Source organism: Pantoea sp. X-Soil-OKNW-713 (assembly GCF_059730685.1).
In genome coordinates this window covers 3612654-3633047 of record NZ_AP035995.1, presented here as the reverse complement: position 1 = coordinate 3633047, position 20394 = coordinate 3612654, and the positions used below count along the sequence as shown (strand labels likewise).

3 protein-coding genes are annotated in these 20394 nt (G+C 57.5%); all 3 read left to right on the top strand.

What is annotated here, in order from left to right; genetic code table 11:
• Positions 1–25: 25 nt before the first annotated feature.
• The 3 genes from speA (at position 26) to AC6I8R_RS16890 (ending at position 20372) form a co-directional block, all read left to right on the top strand.
• Positions 26–2002: a biosynthetic arginine decarboxylase gene (gene speA, locus AC6I8R_RS16900; RefSeq protein ID WP_415173737.1), complete on the top strand. Its 1977-nt coding sequence runs from the start codon at positions 26–28 to the stop codon at positions 2000–2002.
• 713 nt (positions 2003–2715) lie between these two features.
• Positions 2716–3477, top strand: a complete 762-nt coding sequence (locus AC6I8R_RS16895) for an EAL domain-containing protein (protein WP_497832607.1) — start codon at positions 2716–2718, stop codon at positions 3475–3477.
• Between the two features lie 236 nt (positions 3478–3713).
• Entirely contained in the window at positions 3714–20372 is a 16659-nt protein-coding gene (locus tag AC6I8R_RS16890; RefSeq protein WP_497832606.1) for an Ig-like domain-containing protein, read from the top strand.
• The last annotated feature ends 22 nt before the right edge of the window (positions 20373–20394 follow it).

Genomic DNA, 20394 nt, shown 5'->3' with positions numbered 1-20394 from the left:
TTTCAACGGAAAATTGAGGTTCGTGATGTCTGACGACATGAAGAATATCAAGGGTTCGTCAGCTGGCGAACAGGGTGTACTCCGCTCCATGCAGGAGGTGGCGATGAATGATCAGGAAGCGAGCCGAATGCTGCGCACCTACAATATTGCCTGGTGGGGCAATAACTATTACGACGTCAACGAATTGGGCCACATCAGCGTGTGCCCGGATCCGGACATGCCGGAAGTTCGTGTCGACCTCGCCAAACTGGTGAAAGAGCGTGAAGCTGATGGTCAGCGCCTGCCCGCGCTGTTTTGCTTCCCACAGATTTTGCAGCACCGTCTGCGTTCGATTAACGGTGCCTTCAAACGTGCCCGCGAATCCTACGGGTATAAAGGTGACTACTTCCTGGTGTATCCCATCAAGGTAAACCAGCACAAACGTGTGATTGAGTCGCTGGTCAACTCCGGCGAACCGCTGGGGCTGGAAGCTGGTTCCAAGGCGGAACTGATGGCGGTACTGGCGCATGCGGGTAAAACCCGAACCGTTATCGTCTGTAACGGCTACAAAGACCGCGAATACATTCGTCTGGCGTTGATTGGTGAGAAACTCGGTCACAAGGTGTATCTGGTGATCGAGAAGATGACTGAGGTACGCATGGTGCTGGAAGAGGCAGAACGGCTGAATGTCGTGCCTCGCCTCGGTATTCGTGCCCGTCTGGCATCGCAAGGCTCCGGTAAATGGCAGTCGAGCGGCGGTGAGAAATCCAAATTTGGTCTGGCGGCGTCGCAGGTGTTGCAGCTGGTGGAGATCATGCGTAAAGCGGGTCGTATCGATAGCCTGCAATTGCTGCATTTCCACCTCGGTTCGCAGATGGCGAATATTCGCGATATCGCTACCGGGGTGCGTGAGTCAGCCCGCTTCTATGTAGAGCTGGCGAAGCTTGGCGTTAACATCAAATGTTTTGACGTCGGCGGCGGTCTGGGCGTCGATTATGAAGGAACACGTTCACAGTCCGATTGCTCGGTTAACTACGGCCTGAATGAATACGCTAACAACGTGATTTGGGCGATTGGTGATGCCTGTGATGAACATGGTCTTGAACATCCTACGGTGATTACCGAATCGGGTCGTGCGGTAACCGCACATCACACCGTGCTGGTGTCCAATATTATTGGGGTTGAGCGCAACGAATTCAGCACCCCGGAAGCACCGGATGTGGATGCGCCACGCCCGATCCAGAGCATGTGGGATACCTGGCAGGAGATGCACGAACCGAACGTGCGTCGCTCGCTGCGTGAGTGGTTGCACGACAGCCAGATGGATCTGTTTGACATCCATACCGGTTACTCGTCCGGCACTTATGATCTGCGTCAGCGCGCCTGGGCGGAACAGCTTTACCTCAGCATCTGTCATTACATCCAGCAGCACCTTGATCCGAGCAACCGTGCTCATCGCCCGATTATCGATGAGTTGCAGGAGCGTATGGCTGACAAGATTTACGTCAACTTCTCGCTGTTCCAGTCGATGCCGGATGCCTGGGGTATCGATCAACTCTTCCCGGTGTTGCCGCTGGAAGGGTTGAACAAAATGCCGCAACGTCGTGCGGTGCTACTCGACATCACTTGTGATTCAGATGGCACCATCGATCACTATGTGGATGGCGACGGCATTGCCACCACCATGCCGATGCCGGAATACGATATCGACAACCCGCCGATGCTGGGCTTCTTTATGGTGGGCGCGTATCAGGAAATTCTCGGCAACATGCATAACCTGTTTGGCGATACCGAAGCGGTTGACGTGTTTGCTTTCCAGGATGGCAGCGTGGAAGTTCAGCTTTCAGATGAAGGCGATACAGTGGCAGATATGCTGGAATATGTGCAGCTCAACCCGGCAGAACTGATGACGCTGTTCCGTAATCAGGTGAAGCAAACCGATATAGACGAAGATCTGCGTGCGCAGTTCCTGGAAGAATTTGAGAGCGGTTTGTACGGGTATACCTATCTTGAAGACGAATAATTAATCGTCTCTTCACCGGGCCACGTTCGTGGTCCGGTCCATTTATTTCTCCGCTATTTTTTTACTCCTGTCTTTTTTATTAAAATTGCGATCGTGATCACCGTGGTGATTTCTCTCGTCATTTAAAGAAAGAATGGCGCAGACACAACATCGCTATCTTATTCATTTATTTGAAAAAGCGAAGCCGCAATCCATTACATACGGTAAATAACCATTTATTTAGTAAGGCTATTTGGCCTTAAAAAGCAGGTTTTCTGTTATGTTATATTTTTTATGCATAATTAAAATTTGATCATTGGCTGTGAAATAATAACTGTTATTAACTAAATGTTTTTCGACGCCTTTTGGAAAAAATTTCTCATACCGATTCTGTAACTTTGACAAAAGAAATCCAAAATTGAACAGATCATGTGATATTTCTTAAATAAAATCATGTGGTTGATATTTATTTTCTTCTGTCAAGGTGGAAAAAAACATTATTTTTTCCAGGAATTGTCTTAATCGATTGTCATGATTTCACCGACTGTAAGGTAAAAATCAATATGCCATTCCTATCGAAATGTGCGAATGGCTTGGCTTAACCTATTTTTCAAACTGTAAGTTATACGTTAACCTTCAGTTAAGGTGTTAAGTTTTACCAATGTTTTCCTTGTATTTAACATGAGAAATTCTGACATTTAAGGTGCGTCAGATCGTGGCAAAAGGGCGCGTTGATGAGCAATCCGCAACAATACACTTTTATACTGGAACCTGTTTACGGATTATCCGGCAACCTTTTTGCCTGGGAATTACTGACGCGCTTTGTGGACGATGCTGATATTAAGCATGTGAGGAATCCGGCAAGAGAAGCGGTTTTTTTCAGCCACTTACCCGTGGAGCAGAAATGGCAACTATTCCTGCGACAAATAGATCAACTGGAGCGACTCTATCAAAAGGGATTCCGGCAGATCATTAGTGTGAACATTAACAGGGATATTGTTTCCAGCATTTTTTCTGATGAAAAAACTCAACAAAGACTGGCACTGTTGCCTTTCTTTCGCTTTGAAATATCCGCATTTTTCATCGCCCGCTTTACTCGTGCAGATCTATTAATTTTAAAGGGGTTGGCAAAAATTGCGCCCTTATGGCTGGATGACTTTGGTCCGGGATATTCCAACCTCACCATGATGAGTAGCGGAATATTTGAGTGTGTCAAGATTGATAAAGCGTTTTTTTGGCAGTATGGCGAAAGCCATATATTTGAACTGTTGTTAGGCCATCTCAACGATTTATGCAGTGGCGTGATTGTTGAGGGTGTTGAGAATCAACGTCATATCGAGATTCTGGCGCATAAAGCGATATACGGTATGCAGGGCTATCATTGGGATGGCGTTTATCTTGATGATTTTATTAATAAATCATGGGGCGTCACCAGCACCTCCGATCCATGCGGAAAACACCTGTGCCAAAAAAAGAATTTAAGGAGTTTCATGTAGTTCACGCAGTGCCAATAGATAAAAACGATATTTTCCCCGTTGTTATTTTAAGAAATAAAACGTCCCCATTACCAGGATGGCGGCTTAACAAGGCTCAGTACGATTTCATCATCAGCATGTATGAGGTCGTCAAAGAGAAAGAGTGAATATCCAACGTTTATTCACTGGTGAGACCGGGATCTGCGGATTTCGGGCGTTTTTATGGATTCTAATAACCTCGGTGGAATATAGAGAAAATGAATAATATCTCAGTAACGCCTAAAGGAGGCACGATCGCCTCGCTGACTAACGGAAGCGAAGTGACGTTAACCACTCCGAGTTTGGTTAAACTCAATCTGAATCAATCAGATATTAAATCTTACACACGCAATGGTAATGACCTCGTTATTACAACGAAGTCGGGTGAACATCTTGTTATTCATAATTTTTATGGGCCGAATGGCGAAAGTGACCTTGTGCTACAGGATGACAATGGCGCTTTATGGTGGGTGGAGAATCCTGGTGGTGATGGCTTCCAGTATGTTTCTATCGACAGTACTGATGGCCTGTTAGCAGCAAATACCACCCATGATAACGCCATTGCCGCCTTTGGTATGGGAGGTGCACTGCTGGCGGGGCTTGGTGCGATGTTTGCGGGAACCACAGGCAGTGGTGGTTCCGAAGGGGGTAGCAATAATGCTGGCGGCGGTGATAACGGCGGTGGCGGCACCAATCCCGGCGGTGGTGGCACTAATCCCGGTGGTGGTGGTACCAATCCCGGCGGTGGCGGCGATACCACCGCACCCGGCACGGCCAGTAACCTTGTTCTGACCGATAATGCCGGCGCCATTCAGGGAGCGATTACCAGTGGCACCAACACCGATGACAACACGCCGACCTTAAGCGGAACGGCTGAAGCGGGCAGCATCGTCAGCATTTACGACGGGTCGACCTTGCTGGGCACCGTGGTGGTCGGCGCAGATGGCAGCTGGAGCTTCACCACGCCAACACTGGCGGATGGATCTCACAGTATTACCACAACCGTTACCGATGCTGCGGGCAATACCAGCGCCGCATCTGATCCTATCAACTTCGTTGTCGATACCGTGGCACCGGTAGCTGCCAGCGCTTTGGTGGTGACAGACGACGTCGGGGGAAGTCAGGGGCCACTGACTTCCGGCGCGACCACAGATGACAACACACCCACCTTAAGCGGCCAGGCGGAAGCCAATAGCATCATCAAAATCTATGATGGTCAGACGCTGTTGGGCAGTGCCGTGGCAGATGCGAACGGTAGCTGGAGCTTTACCACCCCGGCGCTGAGCAACGGTAGCCATAGCCTCACCGTTACCGTGACGGATGCGGCGGGGAATGTCAGCCCGGCAACCCCGGCGTTTGATGTCAACATTGCGGCAGGCTTCCCACCAGCCACCACGTCATTGCAGGTGACGGATGACAGCGGCAACACCCTGGTACAGCTGCTTGATGGATCCAGCACGCGTGACACCACCCCGGTACTGACGGGGCTGGCAACGGCAAACGCCCTTATTACCCTGTATGACGGAAATACCTTGTTGGGTAGCGTCGTGGCTGGCACAGATGGGCAATGGGTGTTTACCCCAGGCACGCTGGCCGATGGTACACATACCTTTCATGCCACCATCACGGATCCTAACGGCAATGTGACTGACTCCAACACCATTCATATCATTATTGATACGGTGGCCCCGGAAGCGGCCGGTGATTTGCAACTCGGTAACAACGAAGGCAGCACCGTGATACCGATACCTGCGGGGGGATCAACTAATGACACCACCCCGGTGTTGACGGGTACGGCTGAACCGGGCAGTACCGTCACCATTTCTGATGGCACCACCGTGCTCGGTACGGCGGTTGTCGGCAGTGATGGCAACTGGAGTTTCACCACCCCGGCGTTGGGTGAGGGGCAACACAGCCTGACCACCACCGTGAGCGACCCGGCGGGGAACACCAGCCCGGCATCCGATCCCATCAATTTTATCGTCGATACTACGCCACCGGCGGCGGCTAGCGGTCTGACGGTAACTGACAACGTGGGCGACAGTCAGGGGCCGATCACCTCGGGTGTCTCCACCGATGACAACACGCCGACCCTGAGCGGTCAGGCTGAGCCCAATAGCGTGATCAGCGTGTATGACGGCACGACGTTGCTGGGGCAAACCACCACCGACGTGAATGGGAACTGGAGCTTTACTACTCCGGCGTTGACCAATGGTAGCCACAGCCTGACGGTGACAGTGACCGATAGCGCAGGTAATGTCAGCCCTGCCACACCTGCGTTCGATGCAGTCGTTGCCGCAGATTTGCCTCCGGCGACCAGTTCATTGCAGGTCACCGATGACAGCGGCAATACCCTGGTACAACTGGCCAATGGTGCCAACACTCAGGACAGCACGCCGGTGTTAAGCGGTCTGGCTGGTGCGAATACCCTGATCACCCTGTATGACGGCACAACTTTGTTAGGCAGCGTGGTGGCAGGCAGCAACGGGCAATGGAGCTTTACCCCGACCACGCTGGATGATGGTCCACATTCATTCCATGCCACCATCACGGATGTTAACAGCAACGTCACTGACTCCATCACCATCAATATCGTCATTGATACCCAGGCACCGGCGGCGGCCGGTGATTTGCAGCTCGGCGACAATAACGGCAGTGCTGTCGTTCCGATTGCGGCGGGTGGTGCCACCAACGACAGTTCTCCGCAATTGAGCGGCACGGCTGAACCCGGCAGCACCGTCACTATTTCCGACGGTAACACGGTGCTTGGCACGGCAACAGTCGGCAGCGATGGCAGTTGGAGCTTCACGACTCCAGTGCTGAGTGATGGCAACCACAGTCTGACCACCACCGTGAGCGATGCGGCGGGCAACACCAGCCCGGCGTCCGATCCCATCAGTTTTACCGTTGATACCGTACCGCCTGCGGCAGCCAGCGGCCTGACGGTGACCGATGATGTGGGCGACAGTCAGGGACCCCTTACGTCGGGTGGATTCAGTGATGACAGCACGCCAACCCTGAGTGGTCAGGCTGAGGCGAATACCGTCGTCAGCGTTTACGATGGCGATACGCTATTGGGTACTGTCACCGTGGGCAGTGACGGCAACTGGAGCTTCACACCGGACGCGTTAACCAACGGCAATCACAGCCTGACCGTTACGGTGACCGATGCGGCCGGTAATGTTAGTCCGACAACCACGCCATTCAACGTGACCATCAATGCCGATCTGCCAGCGGCAACCAGCTCTCTCCAGGTAACGGATGATAGCGGCAACACCCTGGTGCAGTTGGCTGATGGCGATTTTACCCATGACAGCACGCCGGTGCTGAGTGGCCTGGCGGGTGCAGGCAACCTGATCACCCTGTATGACGGCACCACCGTACTGGGCAGCGTCACTGCTGACAGTAATGGTCAGTGGGTCTTCACGCCTGGCACGCTGGTTGATGGATCGCATGCCTTCCAGGCCACCATCACGGATATCAACGGCAACATTACCAATTCTGACACCATCACCATCACCATCGACACGGTGGCGACAGGTGCCGCAGGCGGATTGCAGCTCAGTAATGACGAAAGCGGTACTCCGGTGCCGATCGAACCGGGTAGCGCAACCAATGACAACACCCCGGTACTGAGTGGCAGTGCGGAACCCGGCAGCATCGTGACCATCCAGGATGGTGACAATTTGCTGGGCACGGCCACAGTGGATAACGACGGTAACTGGAGCTTCACGCTACCCACATTGACGGAAGGTGAGCATAGCCTGACCACCACCGTGACCGACCAGGCGGGTAACACCAGCGAAGCCACCGATCCGTTTGTGTTCACCGTAGATACCACGCCGCCAGCGGTTGCTGACAACCTGCAACTGAGCAATGACACGAGCGGCACAGCAGTACCGATCACGTCGGGTGCGACTAATGACACGACGCCGGTACTTAGCGGTACCGCCGAACCCGGCAGCACTGTCACCATTTCTGACGGCGATACTGTGCTGGGTACCGCGATTACCGATAGCGACGGTAACTGGAGCTACACCACCCCTGCGCTGGATGAGGGCGATCATAGCCTGACCACCACGGTGACCGATACGGCGGGCAATACGGGCCTGGCTTCCAGCCCTATCGCCGTCACGGTAGACACCACCGCACCAGAAGCGGCGAGCGGCCTGCAACTCAGTAATGACCTGAGCGGGACACCGGTACCTGTTGCGGACGGCGGCGTCACCAACGACACCACACCGGTGTTAACGGGAACAGCGGAACCGGGCAGCACCGTGACCATTTCCGATGGCGACACCGTGCTGGGGACCGCCACCGTTGGCAGTAATGGCAACTGGAGCTTTACACCTGACCCATTGGGCGAAGGCGATCACAGCCTGACGGCAACGGTGACCGATGCGGCAGGGAATACCGGTCCGGCTTCGGATCCGGTCACTGTCACCATTGACACCACCGCGCCAGCCATTGCGGGTGATGTTCAACTCAGTAATAACAATGGTGGCACACCGGTGCCAGTTGCTGCTGGTGGGGCGACGAATGATACCACTCCGGTACTGAGTGGAACCGCCGATCCGGGCAGCATCATTACCGTTTCTGACGGTAACGATGTGCTGGGCACCACCACGGTGGATAACGACGGTAACTGGAGTTTTATTACCCCCGCTCTGGGTGAGGGTGATCATAGTCTGACGGCGACCGTGACCGATCCGGCAGGCAACACCAGCCCGCCTTCTGCGGCCATTGATTTCACCGTTGACACCACCGCACCTGATGTAGCGACGGGCTTGCAACTCAGCAGCGATGTCACCGGGACATCGGTCCCCGTCACAGCCGGCACCACCAACGATACCACGCCGATATTGAGTGGTACGGCGGAGCCAGGAAGCACGGTGACGGTGTCTGATGGCACTAACGTGCTGGGAACGGCGACCGTAGATGGCAATGGTAACTGGAGCTTTACCACCCCTGCGCTGGATGAAGGTGATCATAGCCTGACAGCGACGGTGACCGACCCCGCGGGTAATACCAGCGATGCTTCGGACCCGCTTGCGATCACCATCGATACCACCGCACCCGATCCCGTAGATGGTGTGCAACTCAGCAATGATTCAAGTGGTACGTCTGTGCCGGTAGCTGCGGGTGGTGCGACTAACGACACCACGCCGGTATTAAGCGGCACGGCAGATCCAGGCAGTACCGTTACCGTGTCAGATGGTGACACGGTGCTGGGAACCACCACGGTTGACGGTGATGGTAACTGGAGCTTCACCACCCCTGTGCTGGCAGAAGGCGATCACAGTCTGACGGCCACCGTCACCGATCCGGCAGGAAACACCAGTACAGCCTCTGATCCGCTGGCGTTCTCAGTGGATACCCAACCACCGGTTGCGGCCAGTGGTCTGCAACTCAGTAATGATTCCGGTGGTACCTCCGTACCGATTGCAGCAGGGAGCAGTACCAGTGATACCACGCCGGTATTGAGTGGCACGGCGGAGCCGGGTAGCACGGTCACGGTGTCCGATGGCACTAACGTGCTGGGAACGGCGACCGTAGATGGCGACGGAAACTGGAGCTTTACCACCCCTGCGTTGGATGAAGGTGATCATAGCCTGACAGCCATCGTGACCGACCCGGCAGGCAATGCCAGCCCGGCATCCGATCCGATCGCGGTCACCATTGATACGACGGCCCCGGCGGCAGCCGATAATTTACAACTCAGTAGCGATACCAGTGGCACGCTGGTGCCGATTACCACGGGTGCGACCAACGATACCACGCCGATATTGAGTGGTACGGCGGAGCCGGGTAGTACCGTGACAGTTTCTGATGGCGCTAACGTGTTGGGAACCGCGACCGTAGATGGTGACGGTAACTGGAGCTTTACCTCTCCGGCACTGGATGAAGGTGATCACAGCCTGACGACGACCGTAACCGATGCGGCCGGCAATACTGGCGATGCCTCTGATCCTATCCTTGTCACTGTGGATACCACCGCGCCCGATCCGGTAACCAATCTGACGGCAGAAAATGACAATGGCGATACGCTTAACGGTCTGACCGGTGACAGCACGCCAACTTTGAGCGGTACGGCAGAAGCGGGCAGCATCATCACCATTTACGACAATATGGCGGTGATCGGTTCGGTACAGGCGGATGCAACCACCGGTAGCTGGAACTTCACGCCGCAAACCCTGACCGATGGCGATCACAATCTGATGGTCACGGAGACCGATCTGGCCGGAAATGTGAGCGCGCCGAGTAATATGGTGGCGTTGACCGTTGATACCACGGCACCAGACGCCGCCGACTTTGTTCTCAACAACAATAATGGCAGCACCGACGTCCCAATCACCAACGGGGGGCTGACTAACGACAACTCACCGGAACTGAGCGGTACGGCAGAGGCGAATAGCCTGATCACCATTTACGATGGCACCGATGTGATTGGCAGTGTGACTACCGATGGCAGTGGTAACTGGAGTTTCATTACCACGCCGTTACTGGATGGCAGCCATGCGTTGAGTATCACGGTGACCGATGCCGCAGGTAACATCGGCCCATCCTCCTCTGTGGTGAATTTCGATATCGATACCGCTGCACCGGATGCTGTGACTGATCTGGTGGTCAACAACAACGAAGGCAGTACGCTGGTGCCGATCACTGAGGGTAATCTCACCAACGATGCGACACCGGAGCTGACCGGTACGGCGGAGGCGGGCAGCATCGTCAATGTCTACGATGGCACGACGTTGTTGGGCTCAACATCCGTTGGTGCGGACGGCACATGGAGCTATATCATCCCAGAACTGGACCAGGGCGCACATAGCCTGAGCGTCACGGTCAGCGACGCTGCCGGAAACACCAGTGCTAACTCTGACACCATAGATTTTACCGTGGACAGCGAAGCGCCCGATCCGGCGGATAATCTGCAACTCACCAATGACGCGACCGATACACCGATTGCGGCAGGTGGAGCGACTAACGACAGCACCCCGGTATTGAGTGGCACGGCTGAAGCCAACAGCATTGTGACGGTTTCAGATGGCAGCAATGTGCTGGGGACCGCCCTGACCGATATCGATGGCAACTGGACGTTCACCACGCCAACGCTGACAGACGGCGATCACAGCCTGACCGTGACGGTCACCGACACGGCAGGTAACGTCAGCACCGCGTCCGATCCGCTGGCGGTAACCATTGATACGCAGCCTCCAGTGGCTGCCAGCAACCTGCAACTCAGTTCTGATGCCAGCGGTTCGTTGGTACCGATCACGTCGGGGGCGACCAACGATACGACACCGGTGTTGAGCGGTACCGCTGAACCAGGCAGTACGGTCACGGTGGCGGAAGGCAGTAACGTGCTGGGGACGGCGACAGTCGATGGCGATGGCAACTGGAGTTTCACTTCACCGGTATTGAGTGAAGGCGCGCACAGTCTGACCACCACCGTCACCGATGCTGCCGGAAACACCGGACCTGCCTCACCGGCAGTCGCCATCACCATCGATACCGCAGCCCCGGATCCCGTGGCCGATTTGGTGGTCAACAATAACGAAGGCAGTACCCTCGTTCCGATTGCTGATGGTGGCTTCACGAATGACCCAACTCCGGAACTCACCGGTAGCTCTGATGTGGGCAACATCATTAATGTCTATGACGGCACGACGTTGCTTGGCTCAACGGTGGTCGGCACCGATGGAACCTGGACCTTTACCACTGGTGCACTGGATCAAGGCGAACACAATCTCAGTGTCACCGTCACTGACCCGGCGGGTAACACCAGTGCAAACTCTGCTGTTATCGGCTTCACCATTGACAGCGAAGCACCTGACGCAGCGGATAATCTCCTGCTGACCAATGACCAGACCGATACCGAGATTGCCGCTGGCGGCGCGACTAACGACAACACCCCGGTGTTGAGCGGTACCGCAGAAGCGAACAGTATCGTGACGGTTTCGGATGGCAGCAACGTGCTGGGAACCGCGCTGGTGGATGCCGATGGCAACTGGAGCTTCACCACCCCAACGCTGACCGATGGTGAGCATAGTCTGACCGTCACCGTGACGGACAGCGCTGGAAACGTCAGTGATGTGAGCGATCCGCTGACGGTGACCGTTGATACTGTTGTCCCGACCATCGCCGAACTTACCCTGAGCAACGATATTGGTGGCGGTTCTGTGGCGATCCCGGATGGCGGGTTAACCAATGACAACACCCCGGTTCTCAGTGGTTCAGGTGAAGAAGGGGATATCATCACCATCTCCGATGAGAACGGCGTGCTTGGCTCGCTGGTGGTTGATAACACGGGAACCTGGAGTTACACCACCAGCGTATTGGCCGATGGTTCTCATACCCTGAGCGTGACCGCGACAGATGCCGCCGGCAACGTCAGCGCACCTGCGACCATTAGCGTACAGGTCGATGCAACCGCGCCAGACGTGGCAACCGGTATCACACTCAGTAATGATAACGGCACCACGGCGGTGGGTATTCCGAACAACGGCACGACCAATGACAGCACACCGCTGCTGTCAGGAAGTGCTGAGGCAGGTAGTGTCGTCACCATCAGTGACGGCAGCACCGTCATTGGCAGTGCAATTGTCGATAACAACGGTCAGTGGAGCTTCAGTGTACCGACGCTAACCGGAACATCGCACAGCCTGAGTGTCACCGTCACCGATGCGGCTGGCAACACCAGTGACGCGTCAACGCCCATCAACTTCACGCTGGACACCAGTGCGCCAATTGCCACCAGTATTGTGGTCAGCAATGACGACGGAACAACGCCTGTTCCACTGGCTGATGGCGACACCACCAATGACAACACACCGTTGCTGACGGGGACGGCGGAAGAGAACAGCATTATCACCATCTATGATGGCAGCGTAGTGATTGGTTCAACCACCGCAGATACGGATGGCAACTGGAGCTTCAGTACACCAACCCTGATTGATGGCTCGCATACCCTGAGCGCCACCGTCACCGATGTGAACGGCAACGTCAGCACTGCCTCTACCACCTTTACGGTAGCGGTAGATGCCACTGCACCGGAACCGGTTGGCGATCTGGTACTGCAAAATAACGACAGCACGCCGTCCGTGGTGATTCCTGATGGCGGTGCCACCAACGATAACACCCCTGAGCTGGTGGGTACCGCTGAACCGGACAGCATTATCTCGGTTTATGACGGAACAACGTTGCTGGGTACCACCACGACAGACGGTGATGGTAACTGGAACTACACCACGCCAACCCTCTCGAACGCCACGCATACGTTGAATGTTACCGTCACTGACGAGGCAGGAAACGTGAGTTCGACCACCTCGGTCACCGTGACGGTCAATACGGTAACTCCTGATCCGGTTACCAACTTTGCTATCTACGACAACGACGGTACTACGCCGTTCGTGGTCGCTAATGGCGGTTCGACCAACGACGAGACGCCGGTATTGCGTGGTAATGCCACCGCAGGCACCACGGTGAATATCTATCAGGATGATGTGTTAATTGGCAGCACGACGGTAGGGGATAATGGTGTATGGCGCTTTGAAACCAGCGCGTTAACTGATGGTCCCTATACCTTTAATGTCTCGGTAACTGATGCGGCGGGTAACACCAGTGCCTTGTCGGCTGACTACACCGTTACTATCGACACCGTTGCACCGGATGCCATAAACGATTTTGTGGTGACGGATGATGCCGGTGGACAGACCGGTGAGCTGGCAAGCGGTGATACCACCGATGACAGCACTCCGACGCTGAGCGGCAGTGCAACGACTGGCGATGTGATTTCGATCTACGATGGCAATACGTTGTTGGGCACCGTCACCGCAACCGCAGGGGCATGGAGCTTTACGCCAGCGGCATTGAGTAATGGTTCCCATAGCTTCACGGTCACCGTGACTGATCCGGCAGGAAACGTCAGCGCGGCGTCCTCACCTGCTTTTGACGTTACCATCAACGCCGGAATGCCGCCGGCCACCAGTACCCTGGAGATCACCGACGATAGCGGTAGCACCCTGGTGTCGTTGTCTGATGGTGCGGATACCAAAGACAGCACGCCTGTGCTGAGCGGTCTGGCTGCCGAGGATGATGTGATAACCATCCACGATGGCGCGACGGTGCTGGGTTCTGTTCTGGTTGACGCCAGTGGACAGTGGACCTTTACCCCTAGTCCGGCGTTAGCCGATGGTGACCATGCACTTTTCATCACAACGGTGGATGGTCTTGGCAATCCAGGTGCAACGTCGAGCACCATCAATATCACCGTCGATACCACGGCACCTGATGCAGTAGATGATCTGGTGGTCAGTAAGGACACCGGTGGTACGGTGGTGGAGATTGCCGACGGTTCCTCAACCAACGACAGCACGCCATTGCTGACTGGCACGTCTGAAGCCAATGCGGTGATCACCATTTATGATGGTGCCAATGTGGTGGGATCGACCACGGCAAATGCGTCGGGCGTCTGGAGTTATAACACGCCGACCCTGAGCAACGGTTCCCACACGCTGAGTGTCACGGCGACCGATGCGGCCGGTAATACCAGCGCCAACTCGGCGGCAGTGACCTTTACGGTTGATACGCACGCACCGGATGTCGCGACGCTGGTGGTGACCAACGACACCACTAACACCGTGATTGCTAACGGCGCATCTACCAACGACAGCACACCAACCCTCAGCGGTACGGCGGAAGCGAACAGCACCATCACTATCTATGACGGCAGCACGGTGCTGGGAACGGCCATCACCACTGCGGGCGGCACCTGGAGCTTCACTACCGCAACACTGCCGGAAGGTAGCCATGTATTTACCGTCAGGGCAACGGATGCCGCAGGTAACGTCAGTGTGGCATCCAGCTCGGCAACCGTGGTGATTGATGTCACGGCTCCGGCGGCAGTAACGCTGGCGGCCAGCAACAACAACGGCACGACGGTGGTGCCGATTGCCAACAACGGCACCACCAACGACAACACCCCGGCGCTCAGCGGTACGGCGGAGGCGGGTGCGAAGGTCAGCATCTACGACGGCGCGACCCTGCTGGGTACGGTGACGGCAGGCAGCAACGGGGCGTGGAGCTTCACCACCAGCACCCTGGCCGATGGTCCGCATACCCTGAACGTCACGGCGACCGATGCGGCGGGCAACGTCAGCCCGAACGCTTCCGTCACCCTGACGGTGGATACGGCGGCCCCGGCGGCGTCAACGCTGACCATCACCGCGGATAACGTCACGCCAAACGTGACGGTGCCGAGCGGTGGCTCGACCAACGACAACACGCCAACCCTGAGCGGCACGGCGGAGGCCGGTTCGGTGGTCACCATCTCCGACGGCAGCACGGTGCTGGGTTCCGTCACCGTGGGGACGGGCGGCACCTGGAGCTTCACCACCAGCGCGCTGAGTAACGGTACTCATCCGCTGAGCGTGACGGTGAAAGACACTGCCGGTAACGTCAGCGGCACCACCTCGGCCACCATCACGGTGGATACCGTGGCCCCGGCGGCGTCAACGCTGGTGATCACCAACGATGCCACCAACACGGTGGTGCCGAGCGGTGGTTCAACCAACGACAGCACCCCGGTGCTGAGCGGTACGGCGGAAGTCGGCAGCAAAGTCACCATCTATGACGGCAGCACGGTGCTGGGCACGCTGACGGTGGGTGCGGGCGGTACCTGGAGCTTCACCACCGCCACCCTCAGCAACGGTACCCATCCGCTGAGCGTGACGGTGACCGATGCGGCAGGTAACGTCAGCGGCACCACTTCGGCCAGCGTGATCATCGACACCGTGGCTCCGGCAGCGGTGACGGGGCTGGCGGCCAGTAACAACAACGGCAGCACGCCGGTGGCGATTGCCAACAACGGTACCACCAACGACAACACCCCGGCGCTCAGCGGTACGGCGGAGGCGGGTGCGAAGGTCAGCATCTACGACGGCGCGACCCTGCTGGGTACGGTGACGGCAGGCAGCAACGGGGCGTGGAGCTTCACCACCAGCACCCTGGCCGATGGTCCGCATACCCTGAACGTCACGGCGACCGATGCGGCGGGCAACGTCAGCCCGAACGCTTCCGTCACCCTGACGGTGGATACGGCGGCCCCGGCGGCGTCAACGCTGACCATCACCGCGGATAACGTCACGCCAAACGTGACGGTGCCGAGCGGTGGCTCGACCAACGACAACACGCCAACCCTGAGCGGCACGGCGGAGGCCGGTTCGGTGGTCACCATCTCCGACGGCAGCACGGTGCTGGGTTCCGTCACCGTGGGGACGGGCGGCACCTGGAGCTTCACCACCAGCGCGCTGAGTAACGGTACTCATCCGCTGAGCGTGACGGTGAAAGACACCGCCGGTAACGTCAGCGGCACCACCTCGGCCACCATCACGGTGGATACCGTGGCCCCGACGGCGTCAACGCTGGTGATCACCAACGATGCCACCAACACGGTGGTGCCGAGCGGTGGTTCAACCAACGACAGCACTCCGGTGCTGAGCGGTACGGCGGAAGTCGGCAGCAAAGTCACCATCTATGACGGCAGTACGGTGCTGGGCACGCTGACGGTCGGCGGGGCAGGTACCTGGAGCTTCACCACCGCCACGCTCAGCAACGGTACCCATCCGCTGAGCGTGACGGTGACCGATGCGGCAGGTAACGTCAGCGGCACCACTTCGGCCAGCGTGATCATCGACACCGTGGCTCCGGCAGCGGTGACGGGGCTGGCGGCCAGTAACAACAACGGCAGCACGCCGGTGGCGATTGCCAATAACGGCACCACCAACGACAACACCCCGGCGCTCAGCGGTACGGCGGAGGCGGGTGCGAAGGTCAGCATCTACGACGGCGCGACCCTGCTGGGTACGGTGACGGCAGGCAGCAACGGGGCGTGGAGCTTCACCACCAGCACCCTGGCCGATGGTCTGCATACCCTGAACGTCACGGCGACCGATGCGGCGGGCAACGTCAGCCCGAACGCTTCCGTCACCCTGACGGTGGATACGGCGGCCCCGGCGGCGTCAACGCTGACCATCACCGCGGATAACGTCACGCCAAACGTGACGGTGCCGAGCGGTGGCTCGACCAACGACAACACGCCAACCCTGAGCGGCACGGCGGAGGCCGGTTCGGTGGTCACCATCTCCGACGGCAGCACGGTGCTGGGTTCCGTCACCGTGGGGACGGGCGGTACCTGGAGCTTCACCACCAGCGCGCTGAGTAACGGCAGCCATCCGCTGAGCGTGACGGTGAAAGATACCGCCGGTAACGTCAGCGGCACCACCTCGGCCACCATCACGGTGGATACCGTGGCCCCGACGGCGTCAACGCTGGTGATCACCAACGATGCCACCAACACGGTGGTGCCGAGCGGTGGTTCAACCAACGACAGCACTCCGGTGCTGAGCGGTACGGCGGAAGTCGGCAGCAAAGTCACCATCTATGACGGCAGCACGGTGCTGGGCACGCTGACGGTAGGTGCGGGCGGTACCTGGAGCTTCACCACCGCCACCCTCAGCAACGGTACCCATCCGCTGAGCGTGACGGTGACCGATGCGGCAGGTAACGTCAGCGGCACCACCTCGGCCAGCGTGATCATCGACACCGTGGCTCCGGCAGCGGTGACGGGGCTGGCGGCCAGTAACAACAACGGCAGCACGCCGGTGGCGATTGCCAATAACGGCACCACCAACGACAACACCCCGGCGCTCAGCGGTACGGCGGAGGCGGGTGCGAAGGTCAGCATCTACGACGGCGCGACCCTGCTGGGTACGGTGACGGCAGGCAGCAACGGGGCGTGGAGCTTTACCACCAGCACCCTGGCCGATGGTCTGCATACCCTGAACGTCACGGCGACCGATGCGGCGGGCAACGTCAGCCCGAACGCTTCCGTCACCCTGACGGTGGATACGGCGGCCCCGGCGGCGTCAACGCTGACCATCACCGCGGATAACGTCACGCCAAACGTGACGGTGCCGAGCGGTGGCTCGACCAACGACAACACGCCAACCCTGAGCGGCACGGCGGAGGCCGGTTCGGTGGTCACCATCTCCGACGGCAGCACGGTGCTGGGTTCCGTCACCGTGGGGACGGGCGGTACCTGGAGCTTCACCACCAGCGCGCTGAGTAACGGCAGCCATCCGCTGAGCGTGACGGTGAAAGATACCGCCGGTAACGTCAGCGGCACCACCTCGGCCACCATCACGGTGGATACCGTGGCCCCGGCGGCGTCAACGCTGGTGATCACCAACGATGCCACCAACACGGTGGTGCCGAGCGGTGGTTCAACCAACGACAGCACTCCGGTGCTGAGCGGTACGGCGGAAGTCGGCAGCAAAGTCACCATCTATGACGGCAGTACGGTGCTGGGCACGCTGACGGTCGGCGGGGCAGGTACCTGGAGCTTCACCACCGCCACCCTCAGCAACGGTACCCATCCGCTGAGCGTGACGGTGACCGATGCGGCAGGTAACGTCAGCGGCACCACCTCGGCCAGCGTGATCATCGACACCGTGGCTCCGGCAGCGGTGACGGGTCTGACGGCGACCAACAACAATGGTACGCCGGTCACCATCCCCAACAACGGCACCACCAACGACAGCACACCGTTGTTGAGCGGTACGGCGGAGGCGGGTGCGAAGATCAGCATCTACGACGGGGCTACCCTGCTGGGCACCACCACCGCAGGCAGCAACGGGGCGTGGAGCTTTATCACCAGCACCCTGACTGAAGGGACGCATACCCTGAACGTCACGGCGACCGATGCGGCGGGCAACGTCAGCCCGAACGCCTCCGTCACCCTGACGGTGGATACCGTTGCACCAACCGCGTCGACGCTGACTATCACCAACGATTCGGTCACACCAAACGTGACGGTACCGAGCGGCGGCTCGACCAGAGATACCACGCCGGTACTGAGCGGTACGGCAGAAGTGGGCAGTCGCGTCACGATCTATGACGGCGCGACGATCCTCGGCTCGGTTTCTGTCGGGGCTGGTGGTACGTGGAGCTTTACCACTGCGGTACTTGCTAATGGTTCACATTCGTTAAGCGTCACAGTAACGGATACGGCAGGCAACATCAGTGGCACCACTTCGGCAACGGTGATTGTTGATACCGTGGCACCGACGGCAGCTACCGGGCTGGCGGTCAACACGGCGGGTACCATCCTGACGGGTACGGGCGAAGCCGGTACCACGGTTACCGTGAAAGACGCCGGGGGTAACACCATCGGCACTGGCACTGTGGCCAGCAATGGCAGCTTCTCCGTGACGCTGACTACCGCGCAAACCACCGGAGCGACGTTGTCTGTCTCCCTGACGGATGCAGCAGGCAACACATCGCCGACTGCGACTGTGCTGGGTGCGATCAAAATCGTGGCGGCCAATGACATCACGGAAGTTGATTACACCACCTCTACAGCGACGGTAAACAATGGCACCACCAGCGTCAGCCATACGGCATTGGCAACGGTGAATCTGGGAACCTTGCTGGGCCTTGATGTGTTGTCGAACGGTAATGCTTATATCTTCAACGTCGGCAATGACGATACGCGTAGCGTGACCTTGAATGGTACGGTTGGCGGCATCTCATTGATTGCTAGCTATAATCTTTATCTCTATCAGCAGACCAGTACGGGTTGGACGTTGGTATCGGTGACCAACAACTATCTCTCGACCGGATTGATCAATCTGGGGTCGAAGACCGGGGTGAACGTCAACTACAACAGCCTGGGTACCGGGACTTATGCGGTGGTGATTGGTTCGACAGGTGGGGTTTCCTTACTGCCGAGCACCACCATCACAACGGTCACGGATACCACCGTGATGGCGGTAACGGTGGCTGCTACCGTCACCGGTAACTTGCTGACCAACGATACCAGTTCAGTAGCCGGTACCGTGCCATCGGGTACGGCAGTGACCTCGGTTTCTGGTCACACGGTGGGCACCAGTACTTCGTTCAGCACCACTTACGGCACGTTAACCATCGACTCTCATGGCAACTACACCTATACGCTGAAGGCCGGACTGGATATCGACACACTGCCAGCCGCAGACACCTTCACCTATACGGTGACAGATGCTCAGGGCGTTGCCACCACGGCCACCTTGACCGTTGATCTGGTGCATTCAACGGGTACGGCATCGTTGTTGGCTGTGAACAGTCTGTTTGCGGAAGCCTCAACCACGACGGATAGCGACAGCACGGTGAGCGGCAGCATCTGGGCCGACAGCACGACCAGTCACACCGGTACGCTGACCATCACCAATGAACACGGTGATTCCACCACCGTGAGCAGCAGTGGCAGTACTGCGGTGGCGGGTGATTACGGCACCTTAAGCATTGCCGCAGACGGTAGCTATACCTATGCGCTGAGTGCCGACATTAACGTGCAGAACATCACTCACAAGGAGGTGTTTAGCTACACCCTGGCGTCAACCGACGGCACCCTCATCAGCAACTCGTTCACCATTGAGCTGCATCCGACCATTACCGGAACCTCGACGGCGGATACGCTGACCAGCAGCGCCTATGACGACACCATCACCTCGGGTGCCGGAGCAGACTCGCTGGTTTACCACTTGCTGAATGCGGCAGATGCCACCGGTGGCAATGGACACGATACCTGGACTGATTTCTCTGTCGCAAATGGCGACAAGATTGACGTCAGTAACCTGCTTATTGGCTGGAATGATGACACAAGTAACGTTAATGATTTTGTGAAAGTGGATCATACCGCTGATGGCAATACCGTGCTCTCGATTGACCGTGACGGAACCGGAACGGCTTATAGCAGCACCCAGTTGGTGACCGTGGAAGGCACTAGCGCATCACTGGAGGAGTTGCTGCAACAACCGCACCAGAACCACACAGCGTAACCCTTGTTATCTGAGGCAGGAT